Genomic DNA, 19,281 nt, shown 5'->3' with positions numbered 1-19,281 from the left:
CGCTCCGGTGACGCCACCGAGGAGTTCCCGATGCCGATGACCGCCGCCGTCTCGTCCCTTCCCGCTTCCCCCACCGCGGCCACTCACTGGGCCGAGGGAGGCGGCATCGAGGTGCTGCCGCGCATCTTCGAGGACGCCATCACCCTGGCCGTGCTGCGCCGTCCGCTACCCTACGATGTGCTGGCCGGCGCCCTGGCCCAGACGCAGGCCAGGCATCCCCTGTCCTTCGCCTGGCGGGGCGAACCCGGCGACGCCTTGCGTGCCGCGCTGAGGGAGGCGCTGCACTGCCCCGTTGTCTGCGGCCCCCTGGTGGAGGACATCCAGACCCTGGCCGAGGCCATGGCGTTCCTGTTCGACACCGATGAGGTGGGCCTGCGGCTGCGCCGGCTGGACGCGCCCATGTGCCCGCGCTTCCATTGCGACAACCTGCCGGTACGCCTGGTGACCACCTACCTGGGCCCGGGCAGCGAGTGGCTGCCCGAGACGGCGGTCGACCGCGCCGGACTCGGGGCACCGCACCCCGACAAGCCGGACATCGTCCTCGCGGATGCCGCCATCCAGCGGTTGGAGGCCGGCGACGTGGCCCTGCTCAAGGGCAGCGGCTGGATCGGCAACGAGGGGCGAGGGCTGGTGCACCGCAGCCCGGCGATGGAGTCGAGCCAACCGCGGCTGCTGCTGACCATCGACCCCGCCTAGTCGAACATCCAGTGGGCCACCAGGCGCACCACCCGGGGCATGACCAGGTAGACCACCAGCGCCACCACGGTGGCGGCGACGATGCCGTGTCGCAGCCCCCAGGTGTCGAGCAGGGGGAACACGGAGAAGACCGGCTGCCAGAGCAGCGGCACCAGTATGGTCAGCGGCCAGATCACCGCGGTGGTGACCAGCCACTGCTTCCAGCGCACGGGCTGCTTGCTGGTGGCCGTCGGCGGCGTGAACCAGTAGTCGATGCCGGAGAGGATCTCGACCGCCTCCTCCTGCTGCAGGGCATCGCGGATGTCATCCAACAGCTCGCGGCGGTCATCGGAGACGCGCCAGCGCTCCGCCTGGGCCTCGGAGGCGAAGCGCACCGCGATCTCGTAGTCCTGGCCGCCCTCGGGAGGCCTGAGGATATGCACGCCCTGGTGGCCGGCATAACGAGAGGCGACCTCGATGATCCGGCGCAGCCAGGCCTCGTAACGGTCCTTGGCCTCGGGGCGGACCCGATGATGGATGCGAATGGTGACGCCATCGCCACCCGACGACGATGACGCTGCGGAGTGGAGCTCGGTCATGCGCTGTCCTTCGCGGTGGGGAACCTTGGCGTCTCGCTATGCCTGCCAGGGCAACGGCGGCGGCATCAGGGGCTCCCCGTCATAGTCGGGAATGCGGCCGAAGCGCTCGCTGCCGGCTTCCCAGTCCCGCTGCGCCTCGGCGATCTCGGCCTTGCTGTGGCCGACGAGGTTCCACCAGATGAGGATCTCCTCGTCCAGCGGCTCGCCGCCGATCAGGATGGCCCGGCCGCCTTCGGACAGCTCGAGGGTGACGCTCTCGCGGCCACGGCCCAGATAGGCCAGTTCGTTGGGGGCGAAGCGGTCGCCCTCGATGACCAGCTCGCCCTCCAGGGGCAGCACGCCGTACTCGAAGTCCTGGCGCAGCGACAGCCGCAGGCTGCTCGCCTCCCGGCTGGCCAGATCCAGCCCCACCAGCGGCGAGAAGGCCAGGGTCGGCGCCCGCCGGCCGGCGAACTCGCCGGTGAGCAGGGTGAAGGCGACGCCCTGCTCCTCCCAGGACGGCAGATCCGGGTAGTGATCGAAGCGCGGGTCGGTGCGGCGGTCGGCCTCGGGCAGGGCGATCCATAGCTGGGCGGCATGCAGTCGGGTCTCGCCGGACACCGATTCCTCGGTGTGGCTGATGCCGCGTCCGGCGGTCATCAGGTTGACCTGGCCGGGGCGGATCACCTGCCGGTTGCCCAGGCTGTCGCGGTGCAGCACCTCGCCCGCGATCATCCAGGTGAAGGTCTGCAGGCCGATATGCGGATGGGGCCCGACCCGCAGGCCACGGGCGTCGCCCTTGAAGACGGCCGGGCCGGCATGATCGAGGAAACACCAGGCGCCCACCAGGCGCCGTTGCCGCGACGGTAGCACCCGATTGACGGGGATGCCGCCGACATCGGCGGTACGCGGCGTCACGTGCTGGACCAGCCGCCTGCCCTCGACGACCGGGCAGTCCAGCGACGAGGCCAGGTCGCGATCATCGACGAGTGTGCTCATGTGCATCTCCTTCCGAAGGGGGCGAACGGGGCTCGGCCCCGAGGGGGCCACCTTCAGCATAGGCGCCCCCCTGGACCGTCGCTCGGGACCGAGCCGGCCGCGCTTAGCCCTGGCTCTGCTGGGCGTAGCTCTGCATCAGGTTGGCATAGGCCGGCAGGTGGCCGGCCAGCAGGCCGCCGAAGCCTTCGATGTCGTTGCGCCAGTCACGATGCAGCTCGCAGCCGACGCCGAACCAGGTCATCAGTTGGGCACCGGCCTGGGACATGCGATCCCAGGCGGCGTCCCGCGTGATCGGGTTGAAGGTGCCGGAGGCATCGGTGACCACGAAGACTTCAAAGCCTTCCTCCAGGGCGGAGAGCGCCGGGAAGGCCACGCAGACCTCGGTGACCACCCCGGCGATCAGCAGCTGCTTCTTGCCGGTGGCCTTGACGGCGGCGACGAATTCCTCGTTGTCCCAGGCGTTGATCTGGCCCGGACGGGCGAAGTATGGCGCCTGCGGGAAGGTTTTCTTGAGCTCCGGCACGATGGGGCCGTTGGGGCCGGTTTCGAAGCTAGTGGTGAGGATGGTGGGGATATCGAAGAACCTGGCGATATCCGCCAGCGCCAGGACGTTGTTCTTGAACTCGTCCGGGCTGTAGTCGCGCACCAGGGACAGCAGGCCGGCCTGATGGTCGACCATCAACAGGGCGACGTCATCCTTGTCCAGTCGGTTGTAGGTAAAGGACATGGTGGTACTCCTTTCATCGGGTTGGAAAGGCCCGGCAGCCCAGCTGCCGGGTAAGCACGCCAGCGGAAGCCCCCCGCTAGTCGTTCAGGGCGCCGTACTTCCCGCGCTGGAAGTCGGCGAAGGCTTGGTGGATCTCCTCCACGCTGTTCATCACGAAGGGCCCGTGGCCGACGACCGGCTCCTCGATGGGTACTCCGCTCAGCAGCAGCAGCTTGGCGCCGTTGTTGGCCTCGAGGTGCAGCTCCTCGCCGTGACGCTCGAAGCTCACCACGGCCTCGTCGCGCACGACGGTCTCGCCATTGACCTGGACGGTGCCCTCCAGCACCACCAGCAGGGTGGTATGGCCGTCCGGCACCGGCAGCACGGCGTCCCGTCCCGAAGCCAGCCGGAGGTCCCACAGGTTGATCGGCGTGAAGGTACTGGCCGGTCCCGCGTGGCCAAGATAGTTTCCCGCCACCACGCGCACCCGGCCGGCCTCGTCGTCCAGCGGCACGCTGGGAATGTCGGCATCGAGCAGCGTCTGGTAGGCCGGCGGGGTATCCTTGTCCCGGGCCGGCAGGTTGACCCAGAGCTGCACCATCTCCAGCCTGCCGCCTCGCTCGGTGAAGGCTCGGGAGTGGAACTCCTCGTGGAGGATGCCGGCCCCGGCGGTCATCCACTGCACGTCCCCCTCGCCGATCTTGCCGCCGCTGCCGGTGGAATCGCGGTGCTCGAGCTCCCCTTCGTAGACCAGGGTCACCGTCTCGAAGCCCCGGTGAAGATGCTGCCCCACGCCGCGCGGCCGCCTGGCCGGCTTGAAGGTGTGGGGGCCGGCATGGTCCAGCATCAGGAAGGGGCTGAGGTGCTCGGCGCCCATGCGGTCATAGGTGAACAGGGAACGCACGGGGAAGCCGTCACCGACCCAGTGGCCGTGGGGGGCGCCGTATACCGCCTGGATCTGTTTCATGGTCGGGCTCCAGAGTGTGGCAGGGAGGGCACGTGGGCCCCGATGCAGCAAGCCTAGAAAAGGAACGCCGCCCACAGTAGATGGTAGAATTCAGACGGACCGTTCCACTCACAGGACAATCGATGCGGGACCTCAACGACCTCTACTACTTCGTTCAGGTGGTGGATCACGGAGGGTTCGCGCCCGCCGGCCGGGCCCTGGGCATTCCCAAGTCCAAGCTGAGCCGGCGCATCGGCCAACTGGAGGAACGATTGGGGACCCGACTGCTCCAGCGCTCGACGCGGCATGTCTCGGTGACCGAGCTCGGCCAGGCCTACTACCGCCACTGCGTGGCGATGCTGGTGGAAGCGGAGGCCGCCGAGGAACTGATCGCGCGCCACCGCGCCGAGCCGCAGGGCACCGTACGGCTGAGCTGCTCCCCCAGCGTGCTGCATTACCTGATCACCCCCCTGCTGGTTCGCTTCATGGCCCGGTGTCCGAAGGTGGAGGTGCAGGTCGAGGCCACCAGCCGGCGCGTCGACGTGGTCAGGGAAGGCTTCGACATGGCGATCCGCATCCGCTTCCCGCCCCTGGAGGACAGCGACCTGACCATGAAGGTCCTGTCGCGCAGCCCCCAGCGGCTGGTGGCGGCCCCCGGCCTGTTCGCGGACCGTCCGCGCCCCCGCACGCCCGCCGACCTGTGCCGGCTGCCCAGCCTGGATTTCGAGCAATACCACAAGCAGCACGCCTGGGACCTGGTGGGCCCCGACGGTGCCACCGCCCAGGTCCACCACCGGCCGCGCCTGGTGACGGACAGCGCCGAGACGCTGCATGAGGCGGCCCTGGCCGGGATGGGCGTGGTCAAGCTGGGCCTGCTGGTCGCCGGGCGCGACCTCCAGGCCGGCCGGCTGGTGGACGTGCTGCCGGGGTGGGCGCCCCGCGGCGGCATCCTGCATGCCGTCTTTCCCTCCCGGCGCTGCCTGCTGCCCTCGGTGCGGGCGCTGCTGGACTTCCTCGCCGTGGAGATCGCCGAGGAGGATTTCACCCTCTAGTGAGAGCCCCCACCGCGGGGCCGGTAGAAGGCGAAGCCGCCGACGTCGACGGTCTTGGCGTATTCCGCCGCCCAGGGAGGGAGCACCGAGCGATGGTGGAAGTAGAGGGCGCCGTCGGTGCGGTCGCTGAGCTGCTGGTTGAGGGCGCGCCGGGCGATCTCCTTGGCCGCCGCATAGGCGGCGTCTTCTTCGGCCTCGTCCACACGGCCGTCACACCACCAGGAGAACTGGCAGGCGCCCTGCTCGGCCCCCTGCCTGACCACACCGCAGACCGTGTCGGGAAAGCCCTCGTGGGCGAGACGGTTCATCACCACATTGGCCACGGCCTCCATGTCGGCGAGCGCCTCGCCCCGGGCTTCCCAGTAGATGCTGCGGGCCAGGCAGGTGATGGCATCGTCCAGCGGCGCTTCACCGCCCGGGTCGACCGCCTGGGCCTCCGGCTTCTCGATGGCATCGGCCGGCGTGGCGGGGCCATCCTCGCCCGCCTCCACGGCGCTCTGCTCCAGCTCCGCCGCCTTGCGCTCGGCCGCCTCGGCCGGCTCAGCAGACTCGTCCGCCATGGCCAGGGACACCAGCAGGCAGGCGGCCAGCCAACACACGAAGAACCGCCAAGACTGGCGCATGCCATGTCTCCGGGCGTCTCTCGCCGGGCCAACTCCCTCGACAGTCGCCGGGACGCCGACGACACCCGGGTCGGCGGGCCCGGACAGCGGCTGGCGAGACCTATCGCGCCGCCCCGCAGGGCGAGTCGATACCGTCTCAGTGTAGCCTGAAGCCGGCCATGGCGGGCGCCGCCAGGGAGCGAGCCAAGGGGGCCAGGAGGCTAGTCGAAGGAGCGAATATGCGCGGCGAGTGCGGCGAGCCGCTCGTCGTCGGCCCGGCGGTAATCGTGGGAGGACAGGTAGCCCTCGTAGCGCGTGAAGTACTTGTCCACCCGCGACTCCACGGCCTGGAAGGTCGGGTCGCTGCCCGTGCCATGCATGGGGAACAGCTTGCCGTGCAGGTGATCGACACCGTAGCCCTCGAAGAACATGCCGGTGCGGGCGACGCCTTCCAGCGCCCGGTCCAGCAGCAGGGCCACGCGCTTGGTGGCGAGCATCAATTGGCACAGCACTTCGTCCGGCTGGGCGAAGGCATAGCTCGAGTGGTGGGCCTTGGGAATCACCACGGTGAAGCCCGGCGTATTGGGGTAGATGGAGAGGAAGGCCAGGTGCGCCTCGTCTTCCCATACCCGATGACAGGGCGAGCGCCCCGCGACGATGTCACAGAAGATGCAGCTCATGGGTGGTTCCTCCTTGAGCCGGCTGATCAGCGCGGCCAAGCGCGCCGTTGTGGCGTCCCACCGCGGGGCCGGCGTGGTATCCTTGTCCCCTCACCCCCACCCTACCATGCCCCATCGAGGAGATTCCCATGGCTCAGGCATCCGCCCGTCACATCCTGGTCAGCAGCGAACAACAGTGCCAGGCCCTCAAGGCCGAGATCGAAGGCGGCCGCGACTTCGCCGAGGTCGCCCGCGAACATTCCCAGTGCCCGTCCGGCCAGCAGGGCGGCGATCTCGGCAGCTTCGGCCCGGGCCAGATGGTGCCGGAGTTCGACAAGGTCGTGTTCTCCGCTGAGCTCAACAAGGTCCAGGGTCCCGTGAAGACCCAGTTCGGCTACCACCTGCTGGAGGTCACCAGCCGCACCTGATCCGCGGCGAGGACGCGCGATCCCCGGCGTCCTCCGGGGAGCACCCTGACCGACGAAAGCCGCGTGTGGGCCACCACCGCGGCTTTCGTCTTTGGTGGGCGATGTTCCATGGCGCCAGCCGCGCTAGGATGGGGAAGGATTCACTCCATGAGGAGATCACGATGAATGACGAGACCTTCCATCACAGCATCCGCAAGCTGCTCAAGACCGTCGGGGTACAGTCCCAGCAGCACATCGAGGAGGCCGTGGCCCAGGCGCTGGCCGAGGGGCGACTGGCGGGCGACGAGTCGCTGCCGGCCAGCGTGACGCTGGAGGTGGCCGGGCTCGAACTGAAGGTGACGTTCCAGGGAGATATCGAGCTTGAGTGAGGACACCGTGATCCACGTCGAGGACCTGTCGAAGACCTATGACAGCGGGTTCCAGGCGCTCAGCGATGTGGACCTCGAGATTCGTCGCGGCGAGATCTTCGCCCTGCTCGGCCCCAACGGCGCCGGCAAGACGACCCTGATCAGCGTGATCTGTGGCCTGGTCAATGCCAGCCAGGGCCGCGTGCTGGTGGATGGCCACGACAACGTCCGCGACTTCCGCCGCGCCCGGGAACGCATCGGCCTGGTCCCCCAGGAACTGACCAGCGAGGCCTTCTCCACGGTCTGGGACACGGTGAGCTTCAGCCGCGGGCTGTTCGGCAAGCCGAGGGATCCCGCCCATATCGAGAAGGTGCTGCGCTCGCTGTCGCTCTGGGACAAGCGCCGCAACCGACTGATCACCCTCTCCGGCGGCATGAAGCGCCGGGTGCTGATCGCCAAGGCCCTGGCCCACGAGCCCGAGATCCTGTTTCTCGACGAGCCCACCGCCGGCGTCGATGTCGAGCTGCGCCGCGACATGTGGGAGGTGGTGCGGGGCCTGCGCGACAGCGGGGTGACCATCATCCTGACCACCCACTACATCGAGGAGGCGGAGGAGATGGCCGACCGCATCGGGGTGATCCGCGGCGGCTCGCTGGTGCTGGTGGAGGACAAGCGCGAGCTGATGCGCGAGCTCGGCCGCAAGGAACTGACGCTGCACCTGCGCGAGCCGATCTCGCGGGTGCCCGCCGCCCTGAACGGCCATCGGCTGACACTGGCCGATGACGGCCATGCGCTGGTCTACACCTACGACGGCCGCCACAACGGCGAGGACGACCAGGCCGGCATCGCCGAGCTGCTGGCCGACCTCGATGCCGCCGGCATCCGCTTCAAGGACCTCCACACCCGACAGAGCTCGCTGGAGGAAATCTTCGTCAACCTGGTCAGGGAGAGCGCATGAACCTGCAGTCCGTGAAGACCATCTACCTCGCGGAGATGGCCCGCAGCCTGCGTACGGTGCTGCAGAGCATCGTCTCGCCGGTGATCTCCACCTCGCTGTACTTCGTGGTGTTCGGCGCGGCCATCGGCACCCGCATCAGCGAGGTGGACGGCGTCAGCTACGGGGCCTTCATCGTGCCCGGCCTGATCATGCTGATGCTGCTGACCCAGAGCGTTTCCAATGCCTCCTTCGGGATCTTCTTCCCGCGCTTCTCGGGGTCGATCTACGAGATCCTCTCCGCCCCCATCTCGTACTTCGAGGTGGTGCTCGGCTTCGTCGGCGCGGCGGCCACCAAGTCGGTGCTCCTGGGGTTGATCGTGCTCGGCACGGCCAGCCTCTTCGTGCCCTTCTCCATCGCCCACCCGCTGGTGATGCTGCTGTTCCTGGTGCTCACGGCGCTGACCTTCAGCCTGCTCGGCTTCATCATCGGCATCTGGGCCGACGGCTTCGAGAAGCTGCAACTGGTCCCCCTGCTGGTGATCACCCCGCTGACCTTCCTCGGCGGCACCTTCTACTCCATCGACATGCTGCCGCCCTTCTGGCAGGCGGTGACGCTGGCCAACCCGGTGGTCTACCTGGTCAGCGGCTTCCGCTGGAGCTTCTACGGCCTGGGCGACGTCAGCATCTGGGCGAGCCTGGGCATGATCGCGCTGTTCCTGGCGGTCTCGCTGGCGGTGGTCAGCTGGATCTTCCGCACCGGCTATCGCCTCAAGCCCTGAGGGGCAGCCGAGCCCGGGGTGGCTGCGGTATCATCGCCGCCTTTCCACCGCGAGTCGCGAGGTCCCCCATGCCGATCCTGCACAGCATCATCCACCGCATCGACAAGGGCGACGGCGAGACGCCGGCGCGTCTCGCGCCCGCCCAGGCGGAACTGGCCGCCTCCCCGGCGCTCGACGACCTGCTCGCCAGGCTGGGCGACGCCTACCACGCCAAGACCAAGACCTGGGGCCGCTTCGCCGACGACGCGGAGGCCGCCGGCCCCTTTCCCGTCGCGCTGGCCCGCTACCTGGAAGACGGCCTCGACTTCGCCGAGCTGACCCGGGCGCTGGCCGAGCGCCTCGCCCCGCTGATCGATGCTCACCTGCCGGTGGGCGGCCACTTCCTGGTCATCGACCACCGCCAGGGCGAGGCCCGCTACCTGATCATGGCGCTGCTGCACCATCGCCAGGGCTTCGGCATCAGCGAGACGCTGGAGGTGGTGCCGAGCCACCAGCTCAACCTGACCCAGATGACGCTGGCCGCCCGGCTCGACATCGGCCAGTGGCAGGGCGGCTCGTCCTCGCATCCCTACCTGTCCTGGACACGGGACCGCGGCGGCAGGAAGCTGGCCGAGGGCTTCGCCGAGGTGCTGGGAGCACGGGAGCAGGTCGATGCCACCCAGGAGACTCGCACCCTGCTCAAGGCCTTCAGCGACTACGTGGAGCAGGAGGACCTGCCCGAGGAGGCGAGCCGCGAGAAGACCGACGCCCTGATCGACTACGCCAGTGACCAGGCGAGCCGTGGCGAGCCGATCACCCTGGAGGAACTCTCCGAACTGGTCGACGAGCAGCAGCCCAAGGCCTTCTTCGATCACATCCGCAACAGCGACTATGGCCTGGCCCCGGAGATCCCGCCGGACAAGCGCACCCTCAAGGCGTTCCGGCGCTTCACCGGGCGCGCGGCGGGCGTGTCGATCAGCTTCGACTCCCACCTGCTGGGGGCCGCCGTGGAGTACGACGAGGAGCAGGATCGCCTGATCATCAAGAAGGTGCCCAACGGGCTGCGTGACCAGCTCAAGCGGCGCCAGGAGTGACGCGTCCGCATCCGCGTATCGCCAGGGACGCCGAGCCGGGCTAGTCTGTCGAAAGGGGTCTCCTGGAGCCACCTCGCCGTGATTGCACCCGACCGTCATGCCCTGACGCCGTGGACCGCGGAGTTTACCGATGCTCGGCTGGAAGCCGACTATCGGCGTTCCGTGCTGCCCCGTACCGCCGGCCAGCTGCAGACCGCGCTGCTGGTCATCGCCCTGCTGTTCACCCTGCTGGGCCTGGCCGACTATGCCCTGCTCGGCGCATCGCCGACCTTCTTCCTGCTCTTGACCCTGCGCGTGCTGGTGGCGATCGCCTGCCTGCTGACCTGCCTCGCCGTGCGCCGGCAACCCGCCCGGGTGTTTCGCTTCCTGCCCCTCAACCCGGTGCTCTGGCTCGGCTGCCTGGTGATCATCCTGATCGTGCCCCTGCGCGCGGAATCCATCGGCATCCATGCCCCCGCCACGGCCGTCGCCGTGATGGCCCTCTACCTCTTCGTGCCCAACCGCCTGCCCTGGATGATCACGGCCAGCCTGCTGCTGAGCCTGGGCTTCCTGTCGGCGATGGTGATCTGGGCCGCGGTGCCCGCCGGCGTCACCCTCATCCAGGCGGTCGTGCTGCTGTTCGCCAACACCGTGGGGCTGATCACCGCCCGGCGCCTGGCGCGCCTGCAGCGCGAGCAGTACGCCTCGCTGCTCGACGAGCACGCCTTCAACGAGCGGCTGAGAAACGAGATCGGCGATCACCTGCACCTCGAGGAGCGGCTTCGCCAAATGGCCGGCACCGATGAGCTCACCGGCCTCGACAACCGTCGGCGCTTCTTCGAGCGTGCCGACCAGGAACTGCGTCGCGCCCTTCGCCATGGCTCGCCACTGAGCTTCTGCATGGTCGATATCGACCGCTTCAAGGCCATCAACGACCAGCATGGCCACTCGGTGGGCGACCTGGTACTGACCCAGGTGGCGACCCGCCTGCGCGAATACCTCCGCGGGGTCGATTTCATCGGGCGTTTCGGCGGCGAGGAATTCGTCATCGCCCTGCCCGGTGCCGACCTGGCCGCCGCCCGGGAAGTGGCCGAACGCTTGCGCGGCTGCATCGCCGAGCTGCCCCACCCCGACCCGGGCATTCCTCGCCGGTTGAGCGTGACCATCGGCATCGCCCGGCTGGCGCCCGGCGAGACGACCCTGGCCCCGGTGCTGAAGCGCGCCGACCAGGCGCTGTATCGCGGCAAGGCCCGCGGCCGCAACACCGTGGTGCTGGCCGACGAGCGGGAGGAACCCGGGCTGGCGGCGGTGGATGGCTGAGCGAGCGACGCCGGGATGACGGCGGGTCGCCGCCGCGACGGGCTATGCTGATAGCACCTCGTTGCCAACCGGAGCCCCGCCATGCCCCGCCGCATCCTGCTCCTTCAGGGCCACCCCGACCCGGCGGCGCCCCACCTCTGCCACGCCCTGGCCGAGCACTACGCTGCCGGTGCCCGGGAGGCCGGCCACGAGGTCCGCCAGGCGGTCCTCACCCGCCTGGATTTTCCCCTGCTGCGCAGTGCCGAGGACTGGAAGGAAGGACGCCTCCCCGAGAGCCTCGAGGCGGTGCAGCAGAATATCGCCTGGTGCGACCACCTGGTGCTCGTCTTCCCCCTGTGGCTCGGCGACATGCCGGCGCTGGTCAAGGCCTTCCTGGAGCAGGTGATGCGCCCCCACTTCGCCTTCGAGTACGAGGCGGGCAATCCCCTGGGGCGCAAGGGACTCACGGGGCGCTCGGCGCGGGTGGTCGTCACCATGGGCATGCCGGCGGCGATCTATCGCCATGTCTACCGGGCCCATAGCGTGAGGGCGCTGGAGCGTAACGTGCTGGGCTTCGTCGGCTTCGCCCCGGTCCGCGAGACGCTGATCGGGTCGGTGGAGGGGCTGGAGACCCGCGCCCGCCAGCGCTGGCTCGACAGGCTGCGACGGCTCGGCACGAAGGCCATGTAGCGAGGCGACTTGACCTCGACCCTGCGACGGTTGGCCTGGCTCTGCTTGGGCAGGGTCAGTTCCAGCAGGCCATTCTTCCTGGCCATCCCCTGCTCCCGCTGGCTCAGACCCCGAAGGGATAGGTCTCAGGCATGTCTTCCTTGTCCCAGGGGCCGCCGGTCTCGAAGGGGGTCACAGCCGTCGTCTCGTCGAGATGGAAGACGGCATCGAACTGCCGGGCCAGACAGGCATGGAAGTAGTGGCTGGCCCGTTCCGTGTCGGGGCGATAGATCACGCCGATGGCCCGCTGCAGGCGTCGCTCCTCGAGCGGCTCGGCATCCGGACTGACGAGCGGCAGGTAAAAGCGATCCAGTCCGCTCTGGTGGAACAATCCCTCGACGCTGTCCTCACGGGACGGGCGAACCCAACGACGCTCGACCGGGCCGTCCCACTCGTTGGCGGCGGCGACACGACCGGTATGGGTGGTAAAGCCGACCAGCAGTACCCGGTCGACGCCGAACCGCTGGCGGGCCAGCTGACCGATGTTGTGCTGCCCGCGAGCCCAGTGCATCTCGGTGGCCCTGGCGTCGCCCAGGTGGGAATTGTGCGCCCAGACCACGATCTTGCCCTGGCCGCCCTGGCAACGCAGGTGGGCATGCAGGGCCGCCAGGGTCTCGGTCATGTGGCCATCGCGCAGGTTCCAGGTATCGACCCGGGAGCCGAACATGGCGCGATAGTATTCCTCGGCATTGACCACCACCCGGGCGTTCTGCTCGGCGAAGAACTGCTCGTCGGCGGCTCGCCGGCCATCGGCTCGGAGATAGGCCGGTGCCTTGTGCAGCAGGTCGAGCAACAGCCGAATGGACGCCTGCTCGCAGGAGGGGGTCAGACCGAAGGCGACGTTGCGCCCGTAGTGGAAGGGATCGCCGCGGTGATCCAGGCAGGCATAGCCCCGCCGGGCGAGGGCGGCCTGGTCGGGGTCGACGCCCTCCAGATAGGCGATGACTGCATCCGCACTGCGGTGCAGGCTGTAGAGGTCCATGCCATGGAAGCCCACCGGGCGCCGGTCGGAGCCGGGCGTCGAGGCGGCATGATGGTCGGCCAGCCAGGCGATGAAGTCGCGGACCTGCTCGTTGCGCCACATCCACTGGGGGAAGCGCTGGAAATCGTCGAAGGCCTGCTGCAGCGAGTCCCGACGATCGCCGCGCACGTAACGGTTGAGGCGCAGGGCGTCGGGCCAGTCGGCCTCGACCAGCACCGCCTCGAAGTCACGCTCCTCGATCAGCCGGCGAGTGATCTCGCCGCGCAGGCGATAGAACTCGGCGGTGCCGTGGCTGGCCTCGCCGAGCAGCACGAAGGGCCGACTGCCCACCCGCTCGAGCAGTGCATCATAGTCGGCGGGACGCTCGTCGAGCCGCGTGGCGAGCCGACGCACACAGGCAAGCGACGTTTCCACGAGAAGCCCCTCCGGACGCTGACAGCCTTACCCATCAGTCTAGCCCCACCGCCCCGCCCGGGCCGGTCGACGTCGGCCCGGTTCCCTATCGCGGGGGCGTGACGCCGTTCACCCCGGCTCACCGGCCAGGTGCGGCATCAGCCATTGCCGCAGCTGCGGCCCCTGCAGCAGCCCCGGCTGGCGCGCCGCCTCCTGGCCGCCCCGGAACACGATCAGGGTGGGGATACTGCGGATGCCGAAGCGGGCGGCGAGCCCCTGCTCGGCCTCGGTGTCGAGCTTGGCGAAGCGCATGCGCGGCTCGAGCTCCCGGGCCGCCTCGGCGAAGATCGGCGCCATCGTCTTGCAGGGGCCGCACCAGCTGGCCCAGAAGTCCACCACCACCGGCAGCTCGCTGCGCCCCACCAGGGCATGGAAGTTGGCGCCGGTCAGCTCGACGGGTTCGCCGGAGAACAGCGGCAGCTTGCACTTGCCGCAGCGGGGACCGGCCGCCAGGCGGCCGGCGTCGACGCGGTTCAGGGCGGCACAGTGGGCACACCCCAGGACGAGGGATTCGGGCATCATGCGGCTCCGCGGGCAGGGATCACTGCCGACGACTATGGCCGCTCGGCGGTCCCCCATCAAGCCCATGCAGCCTCGCCGGTGGGCTGGTAACGTGCCGTGAGAGACGCCCGCTCCAACCGCTCCCGGAGAACCCCATGGGTCCAAGGTCTGATCCGCGTGTCCTGCTGCGCCTGCTGGGGCTGCTGCGCCCCTACCGCGCACGGCTGCTGCTGGCGGGACTCGCCCTGCTGGTGGCGGCCGGCTGCGTGCTGCTGCTCGGCCAGGGCCTGCGCCTGGTCATCGACCAGGGCTTCCTGGCCCGCGATGCCCGGCAGCTCAACCAGACCCTGATGGGCATGATCGCCGTGGTGGCGGTGCTGGCCGGCGCCTCCGCCCTGCGCTACTACCTGGTGACCTGGATCGGCGAGCGGCTGGCCGCCGACCTGCGCCGCCGCGTCTTCGACCGCCTGCTCGACCTCGAGCCCGGCTTCTTCGAGAGCGCGCAGGAGGACGAGCGCGGCGCCGGCGAGATCGCCTCGCGGCTGACGGCGGACACCACCGTGCTGCAGAGTCTGTTCGGGTCCTCGGTATCGCTGGCCCTGCGCAACCTGCTGCTGCTGATCGGCGCCGCGGGCCTGATGCTGGTGACCCAGCCCTGGCTCTCGGCGCTGGTGCTGCTGGGGATTCCCGCCACCCTGGCCCCGATCCTCTGGTACGGGCGCCGGGTGCGCCGCCTCTCGCGCCATAGCCAGGACCGGGTGGCGGAGCTGGGCCGCTACGCCGGCGAGGCCCTGTCGGGGATTCGCACCATCCAGGCCTTCAACCACGAGGAGGCCGACCGCCGCGACTACGGCCGTCGTGTCGAGGAGGCCTTTGACACGGCGATGGCGCGCAGCCGCCAGCGGGCCTGGCTGACCGGGGCCGCCCTGCTGGTGGTGTTCGGCGCGGTGGGCGTGATGCTGTGGCAGGGTGGCCGGGCGGTCCTCGCCGGCGACCTCACCGCCGGGGAGCTCTCGGCCTTCATCTTCTACGCCGTGCTGGTCGCCGGGGCCGTGGCCACCCTGGCCGAGGTGGCCGGCGACGTGCAGCGCGCCGCCGGGGCCGCCGAGCGCCTGCTGGAGCTTTGGGACACCCGGCCACGGATCGCCGCCCCGCCGACGCCCATCCCCCTGCCCCGGCCGATCGCCGGCGCGATCCGCCTCGAGGCGGTGGACTTCACCTACCCGGGCCGGGAACGCCCGGCGCTGGCCGGGCTGGACCTGACGATCCAGCCCGGCGAGCGGATCGCCCTGGTCGGCCCCTCCGGGGCCGGCAAGAGCACCCTGCTCGCCCTGCTGCTGCGCTTCCACGACCCCGACCACGGTCGGCTGACCCTGGACGGCATCGACCTCCGCGACCTCGACCCGCATGCGCTGCGCGCGATGATCGGCCTGGTGGCCCAGGAGCCGGTGCTGTTCACCGGTTCCGCCGCCGAGAACCTGCGCTTCGGCAAGCCGGACGCCAGCGACGAAGAGCTGCGCCAGGCCGCCCGCGATGCCAATGCCCTGGACTTCCTCGAGACGCTGCCCCAGGGCCTCGACACGCCCCTGGGCCCGGGCGGGGTGCAGCTCTCCGGCGGCCAGCGCCAGCGCCTGGCCATCGCCCGGGCCCTGCTCAAGTCACCCGCCGTGCTGCTGCTCGACGAGGCCACCAGCGCACTGGACGCCGAGAGCGAGCGGCTGGTCCAGCAGGCCCTGGACCGACTGATGGCCGACCGCACCAGCGTGGTCATCGCCCATCGCCTGGCCACGGTGGTGGCCGCCGATCGCCTGCTGGTGATGGACGAGGGACGGCTGGTGGCGGCCGGACGCCACGACGAGCTGCTCGCCTCGAGCCCCCTCTACCGACGGCTGGCCGACCTGCAGTTCGGCCCGCCGCCAGGGACCAGGGCCGCCGGCGCCTGAGGCGACCGGGCCGGACGCCGGCTCAGAACAGGCCGAGCTGGCGATCGATCAGGGCCGCGAAGTCGTCGCCCACGAAGGGCAGGATGGCATCCGCCACCGGCCGCAGCTGGTGGTTCAGGTAGTGGTCGGTGTCGATGGCCGAGCGCCGGCGCTCCAGGGGCTCCGGCCCGGCCACCGTCATCACGTAGCGGATCCAGCCGCCCTGCTGGTACTGGCGCGGCCGCCCCCGCCGGTCGTTGACCGCGTCGGCGAGCCGGCCGGCCCGCACATGGGGCGGCACGTTGCGCCGGTAGTCGGAGAGCCGCCGGCGCAGGCGCTTGCGATAGACCAGCCGGTCGTCGAAGTCGCCGGACAGGGTGCGACGCACATAGTCGCGCACGAAGTCCCGGTAGGGCTCGCCGATGAAGATGCGCCGAAAGAGCTCCTGCTGGAACTCCTTGGCCAGGGGCGTCCAGTCGCTGCGCACGGCTTCCAGGCCCTTGAAGACCACCCGCTCCTCTCCCTCCGCGTCCCGCACCAGCCCGGCATAGCGCTTCTTGCTGCCCGCCTCGGCACCACGGATGGTGGGCATCAAGAAGCGGCGGTAATGGGTCTCGAACTGCAGCTCCAGCGCGCTCTGCAGGCCGTACTCGTCGGCCAGGTGCGCCCGCCACCAGTCATTCACCTTAGCCACCAGCCGGCGGCCGATCGCCGCCGCCTGCGCCTCGGGATGCGTGCCGCCGAGCCAGACGAAGGTGGGGTCGGTATCGCCGTAGATAACGGTATATCCCTCGGCCTCGATCAGCGCCCGGGTGCGGCGCATGATGGCGTGGCCGCGCAGGGTGATCGACGAGGCCAGGCGCGCATCGAAGAAGCGACAGCCCCTCGAGCCCAGCACCCCGTAGAAGCTGTTCATGATGATCTTCAGCGCCTGAGCGAGCGGCGCGTTGCCGGCGGCCTTGGCCGCCTCCCGGCCGGCCCAGACCCGCTCGACGATGGCCGGCAGGGCGTGGCGGGTGCGCGAGAAGCGCGCCTCCTCGAAGCCCGGCACCGAGGCCTCGTCGGAGGGATCGACGAGCCCCTCCACCAGCCCCACCGGATCGATCAGGAAACTGCGGATGATCGCGGGATAGAGGCTCTTGAAGTCGAGCACCAGCACCGAGTCGTAGAGTCCGGGCCGGGAGTCCATGACGAAACCGCCCGGACTCTCGGCCACCCGCCCCTCGCCCAGGTTGGGCGCCACGAAGCCCAGGCGATGCATGGGCGGCAGGTAGCGGTGAGTGAAGGCCGCCACCGACCCGCCGCTGCGGTCGGCGGGCAGGCCCGTCACGCAGGCCCGCTCGAGCAGGAAGGCCAGCAGCTCGGCCTTCTCGAAGATCCGCGTCACCAGTTCGCAGTCCTTGAGGTTGTAGCGCGCCAGCGCCGGCTTGTCCTCGGCGAACATGCACAGGATCTCCTCCAGGCGCTGGTAGGGATTGTCGATGGCCTTGCCCTCGCCGAGCAGCGCCTGGGCCACGCTCTCCAGGCTGAAGGAGGGGAAACTCCAGGTGGCCGAGCGCAGCGCCTCGATGCCGTCGATGACCAGCCGCCCGGCCGCCGAGGCCAGGTAGCGGTTGGTCTGGTGGCCCTGGGCACGCCACTCCAGCGCTTGGCCGCCGCGGCCCAGCCGCAGCACCACGCCGCAGCGCCGGGCATGCTCGTGGAGGATCCGCAGGTCGAACTGCACCAGGTTCCAGCCGATGATGGCGTCCGGGTCGTATTCGGCGAACCAGGCGTTGAGCCGCTCGAGCAGCTCGGCGCGGCTGTCGCAATAGGAGAGGTCGAAGTCGAGTTCCCGGTCGTGGCCAGTGGCCGGCCCCAGCATATAGACCTGGCGCTGGCCGCAGCCCTCCAGCGCGATGGAGAAGAGCTCGCCGTGTTCGCTGGTCTCGATATCCAGGGAGACCGTACGCAGTCGGGGGCGATAGTCCGGCGCCGGCTGGAGGCGGGCCTCGGCCAGGCCACCTTCGCTATCCGGCTCACCGGCCACCCACACCGGCGCGGTGATAAAGCGCTCCATCAGGTAGCGCTCCGGCGGGCGGATATCGGCCTCGTAGACCACCACGCCGGCGTCCTTCAGGCGGCGCTCCAGGGCAATCAGCCGGCGGTGCTGCCGGCAGTAGAGCCCTAGCACCGGGCGCCGCTGGAAGTCGCGGAGCGACAGCGGCCGCAGCTCGGCGTCCGGCGCGTCGCGCAGGACGGCCGCCACCCGCTCGCGCTGCTCCGCCGGCAGGAAGGCCACCGACGGCCGGGGCGGCAGGCGCACCCTGAGCGGGCCGGCGTCGGTCGCCAGCCAGAACGCGACCTCGATGCCCTCGGGCGTGTCCTGCCAGTGCCGGGTCAGGATGAACCCCTGTCGTGACTCCACCGCCGTTCCTCGCCCGCTGCCCTCGACGCCTCGATCTTACCGGCGCCCGCCCCGCCTCACACCTCGATCACCAGCTCGGGCCTGAACAGCGGCGGGGCGAACTCGTCCGGGTAGCCGCCGGGATTGGCGACGACCCGGGTGCCGGCGAAGTGCTCCAGATGCGGCTCGGAGCGTCTCCCGAGTCGCATGTCCCCTCCACGGCGTCAGCGTTCACTCAGGGCCAGACGCACCCCCAGGGACACGAACACCGCCCCCAGCCCCTTCTCCAGCCAGGTCCCCAGGCGATGCCGGCCGCGCAGCGCCCCGGCCAGCCTGGCACCGGCCAGCACCAGCGGCGGCTCGATGACGGCGGCCACGGCGATGATCAGCAGGCCGTGGAAGGCCAGTTGGAGGCTGGCCGGGCCCGCCGCCGGCACCACGAACTGGGGCAGGAAGGCCAGGAAGAAGACCGCCACCTTGGGATTGAGCAGCGAGACCAGGATGCCCTGGCGATAGATCGTGCGCGCCCCGGGGGCGACGCCGGTGGGCGGGGCCTCGGCGGCCCCGGGACGTGCCAGCAGGGCCTGGAGTCCCAGCCAGACGAGGTAGGCGGCGCCGACCCACTTGACCAGCGAGAAGGCCAGCGCCGAGGTGGCCAGGATCGCCGAGAGCCCGAACGCCGCCATGGCCACGTGCAGACCGGCACCGCTCCACACGCCGAGCATGGCGGCCACGCCACCGCGGCGGCCATGGCGCGCCGTCTGGCCGAGGATGAAGGCCATGTCGGGCCCCGGGGACAGGTTCAGCAGGACCGCCGTGGAGAGGAAGGCCATCCAGTGGGCCAGGGAATAGGTCAACATGGCATGCGGGGCTTCGCGAGACGAGGGGAACCACTTACGCTAGGCGATGGCCGCGCCGCCGTCCAGCCAGCCATGGCCCGACAGGCCCCATCGGCAGCCATAAAAAAGGCCTCCCGAAGGAGGCCAGGTGGAGCACGCCAGCTCACTGGTGATGTCGTCCGCCGTGCAGTGAACCACGCCGGACGGCCCGGTGACCGGCGGGGAGCCAGCGGCGCTTGCCGCCTCCCCGGTGTGGCCGGCCACCCTTGCCCATCTCCTTACAAGCGTCGTGCCACTTTTTCTGGCTTTCATTCAATATCAGCTATTTAAGCTATTCCTGATGATATCCCGGTGAGATGTCGCCTCGCGCCGGCGACGGTAGGCCGCACCATCGCGATCCGCCTGGATGC

21 protein-coding genes are annotated in these 19,281 nt (G+C 69.9%); 10 read left to right on the top strand and 11 right to left on the bottom strand.

The features are described from left to right. Nucleotides 1-30 precede the first annotated feature (30 nt). Nucleotides 31-696, top strand: a complete 666-nt coding sequence (locus tag FHR97_RS17945) for a DUF1826 domain-containing protein (protein ID WP_343065626.1) — start codon at nt 31-33, stop codon at nt 694-696. On the opposite strand, the gene FHR97_RS17940 is transcribed toward FHR97_RS17945, so the two are convergent. The 4 genes from FHR97_RS17940 to FHR97_RS17925 form a co-directional block, all read right to left on the bottom strand. Beyond that, entirely contained in the window at nt 693-1,274 is a 582-nt protein-coding gene (locus FHR97_RS17940) for an antibiotic biosynthesis monooxygenase (RefSeq protein WP_183385170.1), read from the bottom strand. The two genes, FHR97_RS17945 and FHR97_RS17940, sit on opposite strands and share 4 nt — an antisense overlap. 36 nt (nt 1,275-1,310) lie before the next feature. Next, nucleotides 1,311-2,252 (bottom strand): pirin family protein, encoded by a 942-nt coding sequence (locus tag FHR97_RS17935; protein WP_183385169.1) that lies wholly within the window; start codon nt 2,250-2,252, stop codon nt 1,311-1,313. A gap of 103 nt (nt 2,253-2,355) precedes the next feature. Beyond that, entirely contained in the window at nt 2,356-2,979 is a 624-nt protein-coding gene (ycaC, locus tag FHR97_RS17930) for an isochorismate family cysteine hydrolase YcaC (RefSeq protein ID WP_183385168.1), read from the bottom strand. A gap of 76 nt (nt 2,980-3,055) precedes the next feature. Further along, on the bottom strand, nt 3,056-3,925 hold the full coding sequence (locus FHR97_RS17925) for a pirin family protein (RefSeq protein ID WP_183385167.1): 870 nt from the start codon (nt 3,923-3,925) through the stop codon (nt 3,056-3,058). Between the two features lie 122 nt (nt 3,926-4,047). On the opposite strand from FHR97_RS17925, the gene FHR97_RS17920 reads away from it, so the two are divergent. After that, the gene (locus FHR97_RS17920; RefSeq protein WP_183385166.1) at nt 4,048-4,956 is read left to right on the top strand and encodes a LysR substrate-binding domain-containing protein; all 909 of its coding nucleotides are present in this window, start codon (nt 4,048-4,050) and stop codon (nt 4,954-4,956) included. On the opposite strand, the gene FHR97_RS17915 is transcribed toward FHR97_RS17920, so the two are convergent. Continuing rightward, nucleotides 4,953-5,579, bottom strand: a complete 627-nt coding sequence (locus tag FHR97_RS17915; protein WP_183385165.1) for a cell wall hydrolase — start codon at nt 5,577-5,579, stop codon at nt 4,953-4,955. The genes FHR97_RS17920 and FHR97_RS17915 overlap by 4 nt on opposite strands. A gap of 200 nt (nt 5,580-5,779) precedes the next feature. Continuing rightward, on the bottom strand, nt 5,780-6,238 hold the full coding sequence (locus tag FHR97_RS17910) for an HIT family protein (RefSeq protein WP_183385164.1): 459 nt from the start codon (nt 6,236-6,238) through the stop codon (nt 5,780-5,782). A 128-nt stretch (nt 6,239-6,366) separates the two neighbouring features. Here FHR97_RS17910 and FHR97_RS17905 point away from each other — a divergent pair, with 128 nt between their 5' ends. The 7 genes from FHR97_RS17905 to FHR97_RS17875 all read left to right on the top strand — a co-directional run bounded on the left by FHR97_RS17905 (nt 6,367) and on the right by FHR97_RS17875 (nt 11,749). Further along, nucleotides 6,367-6,645, top strand: coding sequence for a peptidylprolyl isomerase (locus tag FHR97_RS17905; RefSeq protein ID WP_183385163.1), 279 nt, complete (start codon nt 6,367-6,369; stop codon nt 6,643-6,645). Between the two features lie 161 nt (nt 6,646-6,806). Beyond that, on the top strand, nt 6,807-7,013 hold the full coding sequence (locus tag FHR97_RS17900; RefSeq protein WP_183385162.1) for a DUF6494 family protein: 207 nt from the start codon (nt 6,807-6,809) through the stop codon (nt 7,011-7,013). Beyond that, nucleotides 7,006-7,950, top strand: a complete 945-nt coding sequence (locus FHR97_RS17895) for an ABC transporter ATP-binding protein (protein WP_183385161.1) — start codon at nt 7,006-7,008, stop codon at nt 7,948-7,950. Before FHR97_RS17900 ends, FHR97_RS17895 begins: the two co-directional genes overlap by 8 nt. Continuing rightward, nucleotides 7,947-8,708, top strand: coding sequence for an ABC transporter permease (locus tag FHR97_RS17890; RefSeq protein ID WP_183385160.1), 762 nt, complete (start codon nt 7,947-7,949; stop codon nt 8,706-8,708). The genes FHR97_RS17895 and FHR97_RS17890 overlap by 4 nt, the downstream gene beginning before the upstream one ends. A 68-nt stretch (nt 8,709-8,776) precedes the next feature. Then, on the top strand, nt 8,777-9,781 hold the full coding sequence (gene yejK, locus FHR97_RS17885; RefSeq protein ID WP_183385159.1) for a nucleoid-associated protein YejK: 1,005 nt from the start codon (nt 8,777-8,779) through the stop codon (nt 9,779-9,781). Between the two features lie 78 nt (nt 9,782-9,859). Beyond that, on the top strand, nt 9,860-11,080 hold the full coding sequence (locus FHR97_RS20655) for a diguanylate cyclase (protein ID WP_183385158.1): 1,221 nt from the start codon (nt 9,860-9,862) through the stop codon (nt 11,078-11,080). An 81-nt stretch (nt 11,081-11,161) separates the two neighbouring features. Next, entirely contained in the window at nt 11,162-11,749 is a 588-nt protein-coding gene (locus FHR97_RS17875; RefSeq protein ID WP_183385157.1) for an NAD(P)H-dependent oxidoreductase, read from the top strand. Between the two features lie 103 nt (nt 11,750-11,852). Here the strand turns inward: FHR97_RS17875 and FHR97_RS17870 are convergent, their stop codons facing one another. Further along, nucleotides 11,853-13,184 carry an erythromycin esterase family protein gene (locus tag FHR97_RS17870; RefSeq protein WP_183385156.1) on the bottom strand — a complete coding sequence of 444 codons (1,332 nt, stop codon included), beginning with the start codon at nt 13,182-13,184 and terminating at the stop codon, nt 11,853-11,855. 108 nt (nt 13,185-13,292) lie between these two features. Then, the gene (gene trxC, locus FHR97_RS17865) at nt 13,293-13,742 is read right to left on the bottom strand and encodes a thioredoxin TrxC (protein ID WP_183385155.1); all 450 of its coding nucleotides are present in this window, start codon (nt 13,740-13,742) and stop codon (nt 13,293-13,295) included. 137 nt (nt 13,743-13,879) lie between these two features. Between trxC and FHR97_RS17860 the strand changes: the two genes are divergently transcribed. After that, nucleotides 13,880-15,667 (top strand): ABC transporter transmembrane domain-containing protein, encoded by a 1,788-nt coding sequence (locus FHR97_RS17860; RefSeq protein ID WP_183385154.1) that lies wholly within the window; start codon nt 13,880-13,882, stop codon nt 15,665-15,667. A 22-nt stretch (nt 15,668-15,689) separates the two neighbouring features. Here the strand turns inward: FHR97_RS17860 and FHR97_RS17855 are convergent, their stop codons facing one another. From FHR97_RS17855 to FHR97_RS17845, 3 genes are read right to left on the bottom strand one after another with little or no spacing between them, the layout of a single operon-like run. Beyond that, nucleotides 15,690-18,053, bottom strand: a complete 2,364-nt coding sequence (locus FHR97_RS17855) for a DNA polymerase II (RefSeq protein ID WP_183385153.1) — start codon at nt 18,051-18,053, stop codon at nt 15,690-15,692. A 56-nt stretch (nt 18,054-18,109) separates the two neighbouring features. Then, on the bottom strand, nt 18,110-18,241 hold the full coding sequence (locus FHR97_RS20560) for a hypothetical protein (RefSeq protein ID WP_281380507.1): 132 nt from the start codon (nt 18,239-18,241) through the stop codon (nt 18,110-18,112). 15 nt (nt 18,242-18,256) lie between these two features. After that, nucleotides 18,257-18,892, bottom strand: a complete 636-nt coding sequence (locus FHR97_RS17845) for a LysE family translocator (protein ID WP_183385152.1) — start codon at nt 18,890-18,892, stop codon at nt 18,257-18,259. Between the last annotated feature and the right edge of the window lie 389 nt (nt 18,893-19,281).

Origin of the sequence: Halomonas stenophila, from assembly GCF_014192275.1 — a bacterium.
Lineage (GTDB): Bacteria > Pseudomonadota > Gammaproteobacteria > Pseudomonadales > Halomonadaceae > Halomonas > Halomonas stenophila.
Note: the sequence above shows the minus strand (reverse complement) of the source record. Positions and strands in the feature narration are given on the sequence as shown.

Excerpts from the sequence above, each read along its gene's own strand:
- FHR97_RS17945 (WP_343065626.1), top strand. The coding sequence starts at position 31 with ATGCCGATGACCGCCGCCGTCTCGTCCCTTCCCGCTTCCCCCACCGCG.
- FHR97_RS17845 (WP_183385152.1), bottom strand. The coding sequence starts at position 18,892 with ATGTTGACCTATTCCCTGGCCCACTGGATGGCCTTCCTCTCCACGGCG.
- FHR97_RS17940 (WP_183385170.1), bottom strand. The coding sequence starts at position 1,274 with ATGACCGAGCTCCACTCCGCAGCGTCATCGTCGTCGGGTGGCGATGGC.
- FHR97_RS17935 (WP_183385169.1), bottom strand. The coding sequence starts at position 2,252 with ATGAGCACACTCGTCGATGATCGCGACCTGGCCTCGTCGCTGGACTGC.
- yejK (WP_183385159.1), top strand. The coding sequence starts at position 8,777 with ATGCCGATCCTGCACAGCATCATCCACCGCATCGACAAGGGCGACGGC.
- FHR97_RS17915 (WP_183385165.1), bottom strand. The coding sequence starts at position 5,579 with ATGCGCCAGTCTTGGCGGTTCTTCGTGTGTTGGCTGGCCGCCTGCCTG.
- FHR97_RS17875 (WP_183385157.1), top strand. The coding sequence starts at position 11,162 with ATGCCCCGCCGCATCCTGCTCCTTCAGGGCCACCCCGACCCGGCGGCG.
- FHR97_RS20560 (WP_281380507.1), bottom strand. The coding sequence starts at position 18,241 with ATGCGACTCGGGAGACGCTCCGAGCCGCATCTGGAGCACTTCGCCGGC.
- FHR97_RS17920 (WP_183385166.1), top strand. The coding sequence starts at position 4,048 with ATGCGGGACCTCAACGACCTCTACTACTTCGTTCAGGTGGTGGATCAC.
- FHR97_RS17900 (WP_183385162.1), top strand. The coding sequence starts at position 6,807 with ATGAATGACGAGACCTTCCATCACAGCATCCGCAAGCTGCTCAAGACC.
- trxC (WP_183385155.1), bottom strand. The coding sequence starts at position 13,742 with ATGCCCGAATCCCTCGTCCTGGGGTGTGCCCACTGTGCCGCCCTGAAC.
- ycaC (WP_183385168.1), bottom strand. The coding sequence starts at position 2,979 with ATGTCCTTTACCTACAACCGACTGGACAAGGATGACGTCGCCCTGTTG.
- FHR97_RS17860 (WP_183385154.1), top strand. The coding sequence starts at position 13,880 with ATGGGTCCAAGGTCTGATCCGCGTGTCCTGCTGCGCCTGCTGGGGCTG.
- FHR97_RS17905 (WP_183385163.1), top strand. The coding sequence starts at position 6,367 with ATGGCTCAGGCATCCGCCCGTCACATCCTGGTCAGCAGCGAACAACAG.
- FHR97_RS17925 (WP_183385167.1), bottom strand. The coding sequence starts at position 3,925 with ATGAAACAGATCCAGGCGGTATACGGCGCCCCCCACGGCCACTGGGTC.
- FHR97_RS17910 (WP_183385164.1), bottom strand. The coding sequence starts at position 6,238 with ATGAGCTGCATCTTCTGTGACATCGTCGCGGGGCGCTCGCCCTGTCAT.
- FHR97_RS17890 (WP_183385160.1), top strand. The coding sequence starts at position 7,947 with ATGAACCTGCAGTCCGTGAAGACCATCTACCTCGCGGAGATGGCCCGC.